General features: G+C 61.0%; 12 protein-coding genes. 5 read left to right on the top strand and 7 right to left on the bottom strand.

What is annotated here, in order from left to right:
* Nucleotides 1-89 precede the first annotated feature (89 nt).
* From RAE09_RS04010 to hutU, 3 genes are read right to left on the bottom strand one after another with little or no spacing between them, the layout of a single operon-like run.
* Nucleotides 90-1,949, bottom strand: coding sequence for a DEAD/DEAH box helicase (locus tag RAE09_RS04010; protein WP_239235734.1), 1,860 nt, complete (start codon nucleotides 1,947-1,949; stop codon nucleotides 90-92).
* Between the two features lie 43 nt (nucleotides 1,950-1,992).
* Nucleotides 1,993-3,162, bottom strand: coding sequence for an imidazolonepropionase (gene hutI / locus RAE09_RS04005; RefSeq protein WP_316981023.1), 1,170 nt, complete (start codon nucleotides 3,160-3,162; stop codon nucleotides 1,993-1,995).
* Nucleotides 3,163-4,839, bottom strand: coding sequence for a urocanate hydratase (gene hutU, locus RAE09_RS04000; protein WP_179386344.1), 1,677 nt, complete (start codon nucleotides 4,837-4,839; stop codon nucleotides 3,163-3,165).
* A 188-nt stretch (nucleotides 4,840-5,027) separates the two neighbouring features.
* On the opposite strand from hutU, the gene RAE09_RS03995 reads away from it, so the two are divergent.
* Complete coding sequence (locus tag RAE09_RS03995) at nucleotides 5,028-5,813, top strand: SGNH/GDSL hydrolase family protein (RefSeq protein ID WP_316981022.1); 786 nt, start codon at nucleotides 5,028-5,030, stop codon at nucleotides 5,811-5,813.
* Here the strand turns inward: RAE09_RS03995 and RAE09_RS03990 are convergent.
* The 3 genes from RAE09_RS03990 to RAE09_RS03980 all read right to left on the bottom strand — a co-directional run bounded on the left by RAE09_RS03990 (nucleotide 5,796) and on the right by RAE09_RS03980 (nucleotide 8,874).
* Nucleotides 5,796-6,386, bottom strand: coding sequence for a flavin reductase family protein (locus tag RAE09_RS03990; RefSeq protein WP_316981021.1), 591 nt, complete (start codon nucleotides 6,384-6,386; stop codon nucleotides 5,796-5,798). The two genes, RAE09_RS03995 and RAE09_RS03990, sit on opposite strands and share 18 nt — an antisense overlap.
* A gap of 73 nt (nucleotides 6,387-6,459) precedes the next feature.
* Nucleotides 6,460-8,013 carry a histidine ammonia-lyase gene (hutH, locus tag RAE09_RS03985; RefSeq protein ID WP_316981020.1) on the bottom strand — a complete coding sequence of 518 codons (1,554 nt, stop codon included), beginning with the start codon at nucleotides 8,011-8,013 and terminating at the stop codon, nucleotides 6,460-6,462.
* Between the two features lie 108 nt (nucleotides 8,014-8,121).
* Nucleotides 8,122-8,874, bottom strand: coding sequence for an IclR family transcriptional regulator (locus tag RAE09_RS03980; RefSeq protein ID WP_316981019.1), 753 nt, complete (start codon nucleotides 8,872-8,874; stop codon nucleotides 8,122-8,124).
* A 200-nt stretch (nucleotides 8,875-9,074) separates the two neighbouring features.
* Between RAE09_RS03980 and RAE09_RS03975 the strand changes: the two genes are divergently transcribed.
* Genes RAE09_RS03975 through hutG form a run of 4 tightly spaced genes read left to right on the top strand, consistent with a single transcriptional unit; the run spans nucleotide 9,075 to nucleotide 13,732 of the window.
* Nucleotides 9,075-10,241: an acyl-CoA dehydrogenase family protein gene (locus RAE09_RS03975; RefSeq protein ID WP_316981018.1), complete on the top strand. Its 1,167-nt coding sequence runs from the start codon at nucleotides 9,075-9,077 to the stop codon at nucleotides 10,239-10,241.
* Nucleotides 10,242-10,268: 27 nt separating this feature from the next.
* Nucleotides 10,269-11,417: a CaiB/BaiF CoA transferase family protein gene (locus RAE09_RS03970; RefSeq protein WP_316981017.1), complete on the top strand. Its 1,149-nt coding sequence runs from the start codon at nucleotides 10,269-10,271 to the stop codon at nucleotides 11,415-11,417.
* Between the two features lie 18 nt (nucleotides 11,418-11,435).
* Entirely contained in the window at nucleotides 11,436-12,776 is a 1,341-nt protein-coding gene (locus RAE09_RS03965; protein ID WP_316981016.1) for a YjiH family protein, read from the top strand.
* 23 nt (nucleotides 12,777-12,799) lie between these two features.
* A complete protein-coding gene (hutG, locus tag RAE09_RS03960) occupies nucleotides 12,800-13,732 on the top strand; it encodes a formimidoylglutamase (RefSeq protein WP_316981015.1) in 933 nt (310 codons plus the stop codon).
* 8 nt (nucleotides 13,733-13,740) lie between these two features.
* On the opposite strand, the gene RAE09_RS03955 is transcribed toward hutG, so the two are convergent.
* Nucleotides 13,741-15,087, bottom strand: a complete 1,347-nt coding sequence (locus RAE09_RS03955) for a YjiH family protein (protein WP_316981014.1) — start codon at nucleotides 15,085-15,087, stop codon at nucleotides 13,741-13,743.
* Nucleotides 15,088-15,133: the final 46 nt, after the last annotated feature.

Below are 15,133 nucleotides of genomic sequence, written 5' to 3'. Positions count from 1 at the left end.
TCCGACACACTACCCCCGTTTATAGTAAAACTGCAGGTCAAAGGGCACGAAAAAATGGGCCTCCGAAGAGGCCCATTGAGTCGAAAATGCTAATCGCGCCAGCGTCCACCGCGCTTGCGTCCGCCGCCGTGATCACGGCGTGGCGGGCGGCCGGTGTCCTTTTGAATCTTGATCAGCTGGCCGGAAATGCGGGTATCCTTCAGGCGGTCCAGCACTGCCGGGTCGAGGTTCTTTGGCAGGTCAACCAGGGTGTGGCCCACCGCGATGGTGATGCGGCCGAAGTCCTTGGCAGACAGGCCACCCTCGTTGGCAATAGCACCGACGATGGCTCCTGGTCGCACATTTTGCCGCTTGCCGACGTCCAGTCGGTACGTCTCAAAGTCTCCGTCCGGCCGCTTGGGGCCACGGCCCTTGCCGCCGCCCTTGAAATCGCGCTTGCGATCGTCGCGGCGGTCGCGGTCACGCTTCGGCTTAGGAAGCGGCTTGTCTTCCATCAGGAAGTTCTTGCCACCCTGCAGCATGACGGCGAGGGCTGCAGCGATGTCATCCATGGCCGCGTTATTGTCCTCGGAGTACTTGCGCACCAAGGTGCGGAAGAAGTCCGCCTGCTTATTGTCCATGGAGTTGGTAATGGACTGCGCGAACTTTTCCTTGCGCTTTTCATTGACCTCATCGACGGACGGCAGTTCCATCTCTTCCAGACGGGCGTTGGTCACGCGCTCGATGGAGCGCAGCATGCGGCGCTCGCGCGGGGTGACGAACAGGATGGCTTCGCCGGAGCGGCCTGCGCGGCCGGTGCGGCCGATGCGGTGCACGTAGGACTCGGTATCGTTCGGGATATCGAAGTTGACCACGTGCGTGATGCGCTCAACGTCGAGGCCACGGGCGGCAACGTCGGTAGCCACGAGGATGTCTAGGCGGCCATCCTTGAGCTGATCAACGGTGCGCTCACGCTGCGCCTGCGCAATATCGCCGTTGATGGCGGCGGCGCTGAAACCGCGGTCACGCAGGGTCTCGGCCACTTCTTCGGTCTCGTGCTTGGTGCGGCAGAAGACGATGATGGCGTCGTAATTGATGACCTCGAGGATGCGGGTGAAGGCATCCATCTTTGCGCGGTGCGGAATGAGGAGGAAGCGCTGCGTGATGTTGTCATTGGTGCGGCGCTCGGACTTCACCGTGACCTCGGCGGGGTTGTCGAGGTACTGCTTAGACAGGCGTCGGATAGCGTTCGGCATGGTGGCCGAGAAAAGCGCCACCTGCTTGCGATCCGGGGTGTCCTCCAGGATGCGCTCGACGTCTTCTTGGAAGCCCATGTTCAGCATCTCATCGGCCTCATCGAGAACGAGGAACTGCAGCTGGGACAGGTCTAGCGAGCCCTTCTCCAGGTGGTCGATGACGCGCCCCGGGGTACCCACGATGACCTGCGCACCGCGGCGCAGACCGGATAGCTGAATGCCATAGGCTTGGCCACCGTAGATAGGCAGCACCTCGACGCCCTTGAGGGACTCAGCGAAGGACTGGAAGGAGTCCGCCACCTGCAGGGCCAGCTCGCGGGTTGGGGCGAGCACGAGTGCCTGCGGATGGCGGGCCTTGGTGTCAATCTGCGACAGAACCGGCAGCGCAAAGGCTGCGGTCTTGCCGGTACCGGTCTGGGCGAGGCCGACGACGTCGCGGCCTTCCATCAAGATCGGGATGGTTTCTTCCTGAATGGGGGACGGCTTGGTGAAGCCTACTTTCGCAACGGCCTCCAGAATTTTCTCTGGCAGGCCAAGATGCGCGAACCCCTGGGAGTTGTCGTTGGCTGAATCTTGGGACTCAGCGCCGGTGTCCTCAGAAGTATTCGCAGCCCTGGTGTCCTTGGTGACACCTTGCGAGTTGTCCTGAGATTCCGACTTATTAAAATCTTCCGGCTCGTTGACGCCGCCGGTGGCGTTATCGGTAATGCTCATTGCTTCACCAACCCTACGCGATTGCCGCCCCAAACTCCATATCCTAAGCGCCCGCGACGAAAGTGCGGTAGCTCAGTGGCATGCCCGGCCGGTAGGCCAAGTGCACGGCGCTGGGGGCGTCGAGCACATGCAGGTCCGCGGCGGCGCCCTCCACGATGGTGCCCTTCGCGGGGCGGCCCTGCGGGTCGAGGCCGTTGCCAACGTTGTGGCGGCGCAGGGCGGTCGCTCCGCCGGTGGTGGCGGCGTGGATGGCCTCATCGACGGAGAGGTGCTGCTGCAGGACCGCGGTGGTCACGCAGTAGTTCATCGAGGAGGTATAGGACGTGCCGGGGTTGAGGTTGGAGGCGATGGCGAGGGTGGCGCCGGCGTCGAGAAGCGCGCGGCCTGGGGCGAGCGGCTCGCGAGTCGACAGGTCACAGGCCGGCAGCATGGTGGCCACGGTATCGGAATTGGCCAGCAGCTCGACGTCCTCGTCGCTCAAGTGGTTGACGTGGTCTACCGAGGCGGCGCCCAGTTCGACGGCAAGGGCAACGCCTGGGCCCTCGCCCAGCTGGTTGCCGTGCACGCGCAGGCCAAGGCCCCACTTCTTACCGGCCTCCAGCACGCGGCGGGATTGTTCCTCGTTGAAGGCACCGCGCTCACAGAAGACGTCGATCCACTGCACGTAGGGAGCAACGCCCTCGAGCATGGGGCCAACGACCTCGTCAAGGTACTCCTCCGCGTCCGCTCCCGGCGGGACCAGGTGCGCGCCCAAGAAGGTCACGTCATCGACGTGGCGGGAGGCTACCTTGGCGGCCTCCACCTCGGACTCGGTATTTAGGCCGTAGCCCGTCTTGGTCTCGAAGGTGGTGGTGCCACCGCGGCGGCCGGCGGCCACGCGGTCCGCCACCAGCTTGTCCAGGCGGTCGGTGCCGGCCTGGCGGGTAGCGTCCATGGTCACGGCGATGCCGCCTGCCTCATAGGAACCGCCGGAGATGCGGGCCTCGAATTCGGCGGAGCGGTCACCGTCAAAGACCATGTGGGTGTGCGAATCTACCCAGCCGGGCAGGACGGCGCGGCCGCCCAAGTCCACCTTCTCGTCGGCGGCCGGTGCCTCGGAGGCTGGGCCGACCCAGGCGATGGTGCCGGATTGGGCGATAATGGCGGCGTCGTTAAGCGTGCCACGCTCGCTGACCGTACGGAGTTCTGAAATGCCGGTAAAAAGTGTGCTCATCTAGTCCCTTGCCTTGAATTCCATCGGAATGCGGACGCCGCGCTCGTCGGCGACCTCCTTCGCGCGAGTGTAGCCGGAATCGACGTGGCGGATAACGCCCATGCCCGGGTCATTGGTGAGCACCGCGCGCAGCTTGGCCGCGGCGAGCTCGGTGCCGTCTGCAACGGTAACCTGGCCGGCGTGGATGGAGCGGCCCATGCCCACGCCACCGCCGTGGTGGAGGGAAACCCAGGTAGCGCCGGAAGATACGGCGGTCATGGCATTGAGCAGCGGCCAGTCAGCCACGGCATCGGTGCCATCAAGCATGGCCTCGGTTTCGCGGTACGGGGAGGCCACGGAGCCAGAATCCAGGTGGTCACGGCCAATGACGATCGGCGCCTTGATCTTGCCCTCGCGCACGAGGTCGTTGAAAAGCAGGCCGGCCTTGTGGCGCTCGTTGTAGCCCAGCCAGCAAATGCGTGCCGGCAGACCCTCGAACTCGACGTACTCCTCAGCGGCATCGAGCCAATTGTGCAGGTGCTCGTTGTCCGGGAAGAGTTCCTTGAGGGCTTGGTCGGTGACCTTAATGTCCTCTGGGTCGCCGGAAAGCGCGGCCCAGCGGAAGGGGCCCAGGCCCTCGCAGAAGAGCGGGCGGATATAGGCCGGAACGAAGCCGGGGAACTCGAAGGCGCGCTGGTAGCCGGCCTTGCGGGCCTCATCGCGGATGGAGTTGCCGTAGTCAAAGACCTCGGCACCCTCATCCTGGAACTCGACCATGGCCTGGACCTGGGCAGCCATGGACTCGCGGGCCTTCTTGGTAAAGGTGGTCGGGTCCGCCTTGGCCTCGTTGTGCCAATCTTCCATGGTGATTTCAGAAGGAAGGTAGGACAGCGGGTCATGTGCGGAGGTCTGGTCCGTAACGATGTCCACGGTAAATTCCCCGGCGCGCTGGCGACGCAGAATCTCCGGGAAGACCTCGGCAGCGTTGCCTACCAGGCCGACAGACAGCGGCTTCTTGTTTTCCTTGGCGTCGAGGACCAGCTTGAGGGCCTCATCGAGGTCGGTGACAACCTCATCCAGGTAGCGCTTGTGCTGGCGGCGCTTCAGGCGGGTCTCGTCCACGTCCACGATGAGGCAGGCGCCGCCGTTAAGGGTGACGGACAGCGGCTGTGCGCCGCCCATGCCACCGCAGCCACCGGTCAGGGTGAAGGTGCCGGCCAGGCTGCCGCCGAAGCGCTTCTTGGCCACGGCCGCGAAGGTCTCGAAGGTGCCCTGCAGGATTCCCTGGGTGGCGATGTAGATCCAGGAGCCGGCCGTCATCTGGCCGTACATCATGAGGCCCTCGTCCTCGAGCTTGCGGAAGTGCTCCCAGTTAGCCCAGTCTCCCACGAGGTTGGAGTTAGCGATGAGCACGCGCGGTGCCCACTCGTTGGTCTTCCAGATGCCCACCGGCTTGCCGGACTGCACCAGCAAGGTCTCATCGGACTCGAGATCCTTGAGGGATTCTACGATGGCGTCAAAAGCTTCCCAGCTGCGTGCTGCACGGCCAGTGCCGCCATAGACTACGAGGTCCTCGGGGCGCTCAGCTACCTCGGGGTCGAGGTTATTCATGAGCATGCGCAGTGGCGCTTCGGTCTGCCAAGACTTGGCGGACAGTTCGGTTCCGCGCGGCGCGCGTACTTCGCGTGGTTGAGACATGGGCTTCCTTTCGTCGTGCTTTTTCGACGCCCTCCCAAGCCCCTAGGCCGGTATCCCGGGGCTGTCCCCGAGGACTTGTTCAGCGTCACATGTCACAAGGTACTGTGACCTAGACCTGTGCACCATGCCACACAAACCCAAACTGTCTCGTATATGAGACACCAGCGGAATGATCTACGATGGCCTGCATGCGCCGGTTCATCCCCCTCCTTTCCGTGGCCCTCCTCGCCGCCTGTTCCACCCCCGCCGAGGAACCGCAGCCACCCCACTTTGTAGCGCTGGGAGATTCCTACGCGGCCATGGGCTCGACCACGCTGCCACTGGATCCGCCCAATACCTGCGTACGCGCACAGGATTCCTACCCCGAGCTCGCGGCCAAGGAGATGGGCGCAGAGCTCACCAATGTTGCCTGCCAGGGCGCCAGTACCCTCGACGTGCTTTCCTCCGCCGGCGAGCACCCCGCCCAGGTGGATGCCCTGCGCGAGGACACCGACCTGGTGAGCCTATCCATCGGCGGCAATGACGCCAGCTTCGTGCGCCTTACCCAGTGCGCCACGGACGATATCTGCCAGGCGGAATCCGGCGCGCAGATTGACTTAGAAATCCGCGATCTGCCCCGCCGGCTCGACAAGGTCTACGAGGAGATTCACCGCCGCTCCCCTAATGCGAAGGTCCTTGCCACCGGCTACCTCCCCCTTATCAAGCACGGAGAGACCTGCCCCTACATAGAAAAAATCCCGGCCAGTGACCGGGAATGGTTGGCAGGCTCCATCGAGCGCATCAACCAGGCGGTGCGCGAGGCCGCCGAGCGCAATGGGGCTACTTACGTGCTTGCCGACGCCGCCCTAGACCACACCGCCTGCTCCCCCTCGCCGTGGGTGGACTTTACGGGCAAGGACACCAATTCCTTCCCCATGCACCCCACCCACGCAGGACAGGTGGCCATGGCCCAGGCGCTACGCGCTGCCCTCTAGCCCGGCGCGCGCGGCGTCATCGGAACCGGGGACACGCATCTCAAACCGCTCTGTGACCACGGTGTAGTCAAAGTAGCCCATGCGCGCGATGGGCTTAATCTTGAGGATGTCCAGCTTGCCGTCCTCGTCGATGACGGATTCATCGATGTGAATGGTCTTGACATCCGCCACCACGAGATCAATGGTGCCCACCTTGGAATTGCCTGGCACGCGCAAGGTCGTCTTGTACTGGCACTCGAACTTCACTGGCGATTCCTTCACCATGGGAATGCGGTGGTTGTCTGCATATTCCTTGGTCACGGAAAGGCGATCCCATTCGCTTTCGCCATACTCGAGTACCTGGGCCGACCTATTAACTTCCTCGCGCAAGTCATAGGTAGCCATATTCCATACGAACCAGCCGGTTTCCTCGGCGTTGAGGACCGTGTCCTTGCGTCGACCATCCGGGTACTGGTTAGCAGAGAACATCACCATGGGTGGATCGAAGGTGAGGTTTTGCCACTGGCTATAGGGAGCGATGTTTTCGCGACCTTGCCCGTCGACGCTAGAAAGCCAACCAATAGGTCGTGGCACCGTGCTCGCCTTAAAGGGCGAAAATGGCAAGGGGTTAGGTTCGGTCTGTGGATGCCAGGAAATGGTCGACATATTAATCACGCAGCTTTCCAGTAGCGTCCTCGACGGCGTCGATAAGAGCGCCTTCCTTGACTAGGCGTACAGTCTCCTCGATTTCCGGGGACAGGTAGCGATCGACGCCCGGGCCCTCCACAGTCTCGCGCAGCTTCTCAATCACCGCGCCGGTTCCCTTGGCCGGGGTGCCCTCGCGCATGTCGATGGCGCGGGCGGCGGTGAGGATCTCTACGGCGAGCACGCGCTGCAGGCCATCGACGGCCTTGCGCAGCTTGCGGGCGGCGGACCATCCCATGGATACATGGTCTTCCTGCATGGCCGAAGACGGAATGGAATCGGCCGAAGAAGGGGTGGCAAGGCGCTTCATTTCGCTCACGATGCCGGCCTGGGCGTACTGGGCGATCATGTGGCCTGAGTCGACACCGGGGTCGTCGGCAAGAAAGGCGTTTAGGCCGCGATTGCGCGCCGGGTCCAGGAAGCGGTCGGTGCGGCGCTCAGAAATGGAGGCCAAGTCCGCGGTGACAATAGCCAGGAAGTCGAGCGCATAGGCCACCGGCGCGCCGTGGAAGTTGCCATTGGAGACCACGCGGCCGTCCTTGGTTACCACCGGGTTATCCACGGCGGCGGCCAGCTCGCGCTCGGCCACCTGGGCGGTGTGGGCCAGGGTATCGCGGAATCCGCCCGCTACCTGCGGGGCGCAGCGCACGGAGTACGCATCCTGCACTTGGTTCTTCTTGAACTCCTCGAGCGCAGCCTCGAGGATCTCAGAGCCTTCGGCCACCTGGAGGATATTCGCCGCGGCATCGGCCTGGCCTGGGTGCGGGCGCAGCTGCTGCAGGTCATCGGCAAAGACCACGAGGGTACCCAGCAGGCCCTCCACGGTCATGGCGGTGGCAATATCGGCGGTCTTTGCGGCCGCGCGCAGGTCAGTAATGGCCAAGCAAAGCTGGCCAAGCATGCCATCGGTGCCGTTGATAAGCGCTAGGCCTTCCTTCTCGCGCAGCTGCAGCGGCTCGATGCCAGCTGCGGCCAAGGCTTCGCCCGCATCCTGCAGCTCGCCGTTCACGCGCACCTCACCTTCGCCCAACAGGGCCAGCGCACAGTGAGCAAGCGGCGCCAAATCGCCGGAGCAGCCCAGCGAGCCATACTCGCGCACCACCGGCACAATGCCGGCGTTAAGGGCCTTGGCATACGTTTCCACCACTACGGGGCGCACGCCGGTGCGGCCAGTGCACAAGGTGGACAGGCGCAGCAGCATCAGTGCGCGGATGACTTCTTCTTCCACTTCCGGGCCGGTGCCCGCAGCGTGCGAGCGCACCAAGGAAAGCTGCAGCTGTGCACGCATCTCCTCCGGAATGTGGCGGCGGGCAAGCGCACCAAAGCCGGTGGAAATGCCATAGACCGGGGTGGGATCCTGTGCCAGTTCTTCCACGCGCTCGCGGGTAGCTGCCACCTCTTCTAGGGCTTCTGGAGCAATCTCGACCTTCGCCCCATAGCGGGCAACGGCAACGACGTCCTCGATGCTCAGTGCGCCGACATTTACAGTCACGGTGGATGGGTAGGCGTTAGGCATGGCAAAAACTCCTTGGAGTAGGGATTAATAATCAAAAATGTGTCGCGCGACAACCCAACGCGATAGATGTATGCTACATCATATTTTCGCCATGCGAGGGCTCGGTCGTTAATCCGCCGCCTTCTTGCCATAAATGCGACGCGAAAGTTCTGCAGCCAAGAGCGCCAGCCGGTCAACCACCACGGCTTCCCTGGCAAGGTTCTCCTCGTTGATGGAAAACGTGACCGCCAACGCCGCCGACGGCCGGGCGAGGTGATCCTTGACTGCCACCGCAACCGTGGCCTGCCCCTTGGATACCTCTTCCCTCTCCTCCGCCCAACCGCGCGCACGCAAGGTGCCCACCTGCTTTTTATACGGAGCGAAATAGGCAGATGCCCCCTCATCCGAAAATGCAGCGCGCACTTCACTATCCGATTGAAAAGCCATCATGATCTTTCCGGAAGCAGTTTTATAGGCGGGCAATCGAACCCCCCTATCCGTCACCAGGGACACAGCGCCCGGCGCGCGAACCTCTTGCAGGTAGACAATTTCAGCACCAGACATGCGGGCGATGTGCCCGGAGCCAGCCACGAAAGTGGCAATGTCGCGCAGCTGGTTAGTCGCCAAGCGCACGAGGGGCTGCTGGGTCGAATAAGCCGAAGCCATGGAATATGCCGCGAGACCAAGTCCGTAGGTTTGATTTTCCTCAATATGCACTACGAATCCGGATTCCACCATTTCATTAAGCAAGTGATAGGTGGACGAGCGGGGAAGGTCCAGTTCAGTACGGATGCGACTGGCAGAGATTGGGACATCAATAGTGGAAAGCAGCCGCAAGATAGCGAGCACGTTTCTGGCCGCTGGAACATGAGGTTTAGCCACGGTCACCCGCCTCCACTATGGAAATAACTATTACTGTACAGAAATAACTTACTCCTTAACGGTCTCATATACAAGACTTTCCGCCCGATTCGACTAGTGCTTTCCCATTCCGCTCACCGTAGTCTAACTCACACAGAGTGTTACAGATTACATTCTGGCACCGAATGTGTTTTGCCTAACTTATCAGATTGGAGAACCCTATGCCCGGCCGCTACCCAGACGGAGACTTTTACGGATTCGAGCAGGACCTGCCCGCGGAAGAACTTGAGATTCTCCACAAGGTCCGCGATTGGACCCACGACAAGGTTCGCCCCATCGCCACCGACTACTGGAATCGCTGCGAATTCCCCCACGAGCTACTCCCCTCTATCCAAGAACTCGACATCATCAGCTTGGTTCGCCACCAGGGCCGCTCCCATCTGCTGGCTGGCTTAGTCACGGCGGAAATTCACCGCGCAGATGCCTCCGTCGGAACGTTTTTCAGTGGCCAGGATGGTCTGTTCACCGGTTCCATTGAGCTTCTCGCCTCCGAGGAGCAAAAGGAGCGATGGCTCCCAGACATCTACGCGGTAAAGAAAACCGGCGTCTTCGCCATAACCGAGCCGGATGCCGGTTCCGACGTCGCGCAAGATATGTCCACCACCGCCACGAAGGTCGACGGCGGGTGGGTCCTCAACGGTGCGAAACGTTGGATTGGTAACGCCACCTGGTCCGATTACGTCGTCGTTTGGGCTCGTGACCCTGAAGACAACCACGTCAAGGGGTTCCTCGTCGATACCTCCTGGGAAGGCTACAAAGCCACTCTCATGCGCAACCGCATTGCGCTTCGCGCTGTGCAAAATGCCGATATCACGCTTAACGACGTCTTTGTTCCAGATGATTACAAGCTGGCCCACGCCAATACTTTTAAAGACACCAACAAGGTGTTGAAGTCCGCTCGCTCCACAGTGGGCTGGCAAGCAGTAGGACTGCAAATGGGCGTGCTCGATACTGCCTTGGACTACACCGGCAAGCGTAATCAATTTGGAAAGCCGCTGGCGAGCTTCCAGATTAACCAGTCCAAACTTTCCACCATTTTGGGCAACCTCATCGCATCCGAATCCATGATGGCGGCCCTTACTCGCCTGGAGGCCCGGGGAGACACCCGCGGCGAGCACTCTGCACTAGCTAAGGCACACGTATCCAAGTTGATGCGCGAGTCCGCCGCACTTGGCCGCGAACTCCTCGGCGGAAACGGCATCATTTCTGACTACACCGCCGCCAAGCACTTCTGCGATGCCGAAGCAATCTACTCCTACGAAGGCACCTTCGATATCAACCAACTCGTCGCTGCCCGTTCCATCACCGGCATTTCCGCCTTTGTCTAAACCACTTCCCCGGAAAGGAGCTCCCCCATGGTCGATACCGGACACCCACACTCCCTCGAAGGCCTGCGCGTGCTGGATATGTCACGCGTGCTGGCAGGTCCCTTTTGCTCGATGATTCTGGCTGACTTAGGGGCCGAGGTCATCAAAATCGAAACCCCCTGGGGTGATGACTCCCGCAATTTTGGCCCAGATTTCAAAGGTGACTCCGCCTACTACCGGCTATTTAACCGGTCTAAGAAGGGCATCACCTTGAACCTCAAAGAAGAGGCAGACTTGAACACGTTGCGCGAGTTGGTGCAGCGTGCCGACGTACTGGTAGAAAACTTCCGCCCCGGCGTAATGGAAAAACTGGGCATTTCTCCAGAATCCCTTATGGAACTCAACCCGCAGCTCATCGTCACCAGCATCAGTGGCTTTGGCCAAAGCGGTTCTATGAGCAAGGCTCCTGCCTATGACCTTGTGGCACAAGCGATGAGCGGAATCATGTCTGTAACCGGCTGGCCAGGCGGGCGCCCCACCCGTGTAGGCATCAGTCTGGGCGATCTGATCCCCGGACTCTATGGTGCTATCGGCACGCTCGGCGCCTTGCAGGAGCGCCATCGCACCGGCCATGGACAGCACGTTGACGTCGCCATGTTTGATTCCTTGGTGTCCATCCTGGAATCGGTGGCCATGCGAGACCTGTATGAAGAAGAGGTACCCACGGCCGTTGGTAGCGACCACGCCATGACCGTCCCCTTCAGTACTTACCGTGTGGATGACGGTGAGGTGGTCATCGCCATCTTGAATGAGAAGCTCTTCGGATGCCTGACTCGCGCCTTGGGCTTGGAATACATGGTCGATGACCCCCGGTATAACTCCAATCCCGCCCGCAAGGAGCGCCGCGAGGAAGTCCGCTCCATTATTGAGGACGCCCTGCGGGGCAAGACCGTCGAGCAAGCGCTCGCCCTCTTCCAAGAACACGGGGTTCCCACCGCGCCGGTCCATTCCGTTGACGAAGCCCTGCACGGAGACGTAGGCACTGAACGCGAAGTTCTCTTTACCGAATCCGATGGATTTACTACCTTAAGCTCTCCCCTGCGTCTGACTGGCTCCCGCCAGCCGGAGCCAGCACCGCAACTAGGAGAGCACAACGCCCATATCCCCGAATGGCTCGCTGAGCCGGTGCGCGGATGATTCTGAAATGGAAACACCATGACTGACACCACAAATCCTCGCACTAAAACCTCCACCCCTCCAGTGAAAAACACCTGGCGATTCTTTGTATATAGCGGACTCGGCATCTTCGCCTTCTTCGTCCCCTTTCCCTTCGGCGGAGAAAACACCATCCTGCTAGATCACCTGGTGAGTTGGATTTCTGACACCCTAGGCGGCGGCTCCAAGTACGTAGTGCTGCTGCTCATCGTGGCCGGTGCCATCGCCCCCTTTGCCACGGGCACATGGAAGTCCTCTGCCGCACGCATGGTCTTCGCCTTCTTGAATATCTTGGCGGTGCTCATCACGGCCATGCTGGTGTTTAATTTCGGCCCCGCCTTTGTCTTTGAAGAAGACCTTGGTCCATTTCTCCTCAATAAACTAGTCATCCCCGTAGGCCTCTTAATCCCTGTGGGTGCCATTTTCCTCGCCCTACTGGTTGGATTCGGCCTCATGGAGTACATGGGCGTATGGGTACAGCCCATCATGCGGCCGCTGTACAAAACGCCTGGGCGCTCAGCTATTGATGCAGTGGCCTCCTTCGTCGGCAGCTACTCGCTAGGCCTGCTGGTAACCAACCGCGTGTATAAGGCCGGTGGATATACCGGGAAAGAAGCAGCCATCATCGCTGCTGGATTTTCTACCGCCTCCGCCACATTCATGGTGGTCATCGCCCGCGCCCTAGACCTTATGAGTGTGTGGGGAATGTATTTCGGAGCCACCCTTATCGTCACCTTCCTGGTGACAGTAATAATGGTGCGCATTCCACCCATCGCTACCATCCCGGAGGATTACTACCCCGGCGCGGAACCCAACCCGGAATCCGAGGTCGATGACAGCCGGGCACACACTGCCTGGGAAGAAGCCAAGGCAGTTCTCCGTGATTCGCCACCGCTCTGGAAGGTACTGTGGCACAACTTCCGCGATGGCCTGCTCATGACCATGCAGGTTCTACCAGGCATCATGTCCGTGGGCTTCCTTGGCTTGGTAGTGGCCTTCTACACCCCGTTCTTTACTTATTTTGGCTACCTGTTCTACCCAGTGCTGTGGATCTTGGGAGTACCGGATCCGGGCCTTGGCTCCGAAGCCCTCGCCATTGGCCTATCTGAGCTCTTCCTACCAGCCACCTTGGTTGCCGGCGCGGAATCCGATGTCCTGAGGCTTATCATCGCCATGGTGTCAGTCTCCCAGGTATTCTTCTTCTCCTCTATGGTGCCTTCCGTGCTGGCCACGGACATTCCACTGAGCATTAAGAACATCATCATTATCTGGTTCGAGCGCGTCATTTTGTCCACCATCATCGCCGCACCGTTTGCCTACGGCATCGCTGCACTGATGTAAATCCCCCTCTACCATTGAATACCATGAATACCGAAAAAGCTCCGCTATTTTCCTCCGTCCCCGAATGGTCCGGCCGCTCCGATGGCCCTGGCCCAGAGCATGCCCGTTGGCATAGCGTTATCAATCAGTCCACCGACTCCCCCGCCCCAGTAACCCTCCTGGGGTTTGCCTCCGATGAGGGCGTGCTGCGCAACGGCGGCCGCCAGGGTGCAGCCGCAGGCCCGGCCGCGCTGCGTTCCGCGCTCGGTTCCTTGGCGGTGCACCATGAGCATGCGCTTGCCGACGCCGGCACGATCACCACCCAGGCCGACGACCTCGACGGCGCCCACGACGCGCTCTCCGATAAAGTGCAGGAACTCGTCGAAGCCGGCACCCTCCCCATCGTTCTGGGCGGCGGGCACGAGACTGCCTTTGGCTCCCACCGCGGCCTCTACCGTGTGGTAGGCGCCACCACGATCATCAACCTAGACGCCCACTTCGATCTACGCCAGGCGGACCAAGCCACCTCCGGCACCCCGTTCAAGCAGATTTCGGAGCTCACCGACGACTTCGATTACACCGTGTTGGGCATTTCCCGCCCCAATAACACCGCAGTGCTTTTCGACGAAGCCGAGTCCCTCGGCGTGGCCATCACGCTGGACGAAGAGCTCGTTAACCTCTCCCCGACCGAGTGCGGCGAGCTTGCCGCCCGCGCCACCGAGGGCAAGGACAAGGTCCACCTATCCATCGACCTCGATGTCCTGCCAGCTTCTACCGCGCCGGGCGTATCCGCCCCGGCGTCGCTGGGCGTTAGCTATGAGCGCATCCGCGCCATGGCCGTAGCAATTGCACGGACGGGCAAGCTGGCCCTGGTGGACGTCGTCGAGCTCAATCCCACCTTTGACATAGATAACCGCACCGCCAAAGCGGCGGCGCGGCTTATCGATGACATCGTCACGGCCCACATCGGGGCCTAGCTCTTAAATCAAAACAGCAGGTGAGCAATCGGCGTGGCGATAAGAATGGTCAGCGCCACGCGCTCAAACCAAATGATGACCAGGTGAGTCAGCTTTACTGGAATCTTGGTAGCCAGGATGCACGGCACCAGCGCGGAGAAGAAAATGATGGCAGAGACTGCCACCACGCCGATGACGAACTTGAGCACCATGCTGTCGCTGTCTGCCACTGCGGTGGCGGGCAGGAACATTTCCGCAATGCCCATGGCTGCGCCCTTGCCCGCTTGGACCGGCTCCGGCAGCTGCACTACCCACGCGAACGGGTAGAACAGGTAGCCAATCCACTCGAAGATGGGTGTAAAGCGCGCCAGCAGCAGGCCAATGAGACCCACCGACATAATGGACGGCACGATCGCCGCCGCCATGCGAACACCATCGCGCAGGTTCTCCCAAATGGACTCCCACAACGACGGCGCGCGTTGCAGCGCCAGCATCGCCTCGCGCCACGCGTTCTTGATGCGCGAGCCCTCCACCGGCTTTTCCGGATCTGGGTGCGCGTCTGCAAAATACTCGTCCGGGATGGTCCGCAGCGGCGGAATACGCACGGTAATGGCGGTAACCACAAAGGTCACAATGAGCGTGACAATAAAGTAGGTGCCCCAGATATTCATCAGGTCAAGCTGCTTAGCCACGATGACCATGAAGGCCGCAGAGACCGTCGAAAAGCCGGTGGCAATAATCGCTGCCTCGCGGCCGGTATAACCGCCCTTTTGATAGACGCGGTCCGTCACCAAAATGCCCAGCGAATACGAGCCTACAAACGAGGCCACCGCGTCAATTGCTGAGCGCCCCGGCGTCTTCCACAGCGGCCGCATGATGGGCTGCATGAGCACGCCGACAAATTCCAGCAAACCAAAGCCAATGAGAAACGCGAGGAAAGCACCGCCAATCGGCACGATGAGGCCTACCGGAGTGGCAATGGAGTTCCACAAGAATGGCACCAGGTCCTCGTGACCGAGCACCCACGGCAGCGCGTCGATGACCATCAGGAACGAAACCACCGCGCCCACAATATTGAGCACCGCGAAGACTGCCTGCAACGCACTTTCCTTAAACGCCCCAGTGGTAAAGCTGCGCACCGTGCCATAGACGGCAAGCGCAAAGATAATCCACGGCACCGCCGCTGGAATCCCCTCGCGCACCATGGTGACCATGTGGTCCAAAGGAATGGAGCGCTTATCCTGATACGTCACCGGCAGGAAGAATACGAACGCGCCGATGGCGCTATATAAAAAGAGTTTCCACCGTCCCCCAGGCTGCGGGATTTCCCCGTCATGGCTCTGGTGCGAGGTGTAGACAGATTCGGTAGAAGTCACAGTAAAACCGTCTCCTCAAGCTTGCATACAAAAATCAAGCCCGCGT

The sequence above is a fragment of the Corynebacterium tuberculostearicum genome (assembly GCF_032821615.1).
Taxonomy (GTDB): Bacteria; Actinomycetota; Actinomycetes; order Mycobacteriales; family Mycobacteriaceae; genus Corynebacterium; species Corynebacterium tuberculostearicum_H.
The sequence above is the reverse complement of the archived record's forward strand: the minus strand, read 5'-3'. Positions and strand labels throughout refer to the sequence as shown.

Coding starts and splice junctions, on each gene's coding strand:
- hutU (WP_179386344.1), bottom strand. CDS start 4,839: ATGTCTCAACCACGCGAAGTACGCGCGCCGCGCGGAACCGAACTGTCC.
- hutI (WP_316981023.1), bottom strand. CDS start 3,162: ATGAGCACACTTTTTACCGGCATTTCAGAACTCCGTACGGTCAGCGAG.
- RAE09_RS04010 (WP_239235734.1), bottom strand. CDS start 1,949: ATGAGCATTACCGATAACGCCACCGGCGGCGTCAACGAGCCGGAAGAT.
- RAE09_RS03995 (WP_316981022.1), top strand. CDS start 5,028: ATGCGCCGGTTCATCCCCCTCCTTTCCGTGGCCCTCCTCGCCGCCTGT.
- hutG (WP_316981015.1), top strand. CDS start 12,800: ATGAATACCGAAAAAGCTCCGCTATTTTCCTCCGTCCCCGAATGGTCC.
- RAE09_RS03975 (WP_316981018.1), top strand. CDS start 9,075: ATGCCCGGCCGCTACCCAGACGGAGACTTTTACGGATTCGAGCAGGAC.
- RAE09_RS03965 (WP_316981016.1), top strand. CDS start 11,436: ATGACTGACACCACAAATCCTCGCACTAAAACCTCCACCCCTCCAGTG.
- hutH (WP_316981020.1), bottom strand. CDS start 8,013: ATGCCTAACGCCTACCCATCCACCGTGACTGTAAATGTCGGCGCACTG.
- RAE09_RS03970 (WP_316981017.1), top strand. CDS start 10,269: ATGGTCGATACCGGACACCCACACTCCCTCGAAGGCCTGCGCGTGCTG.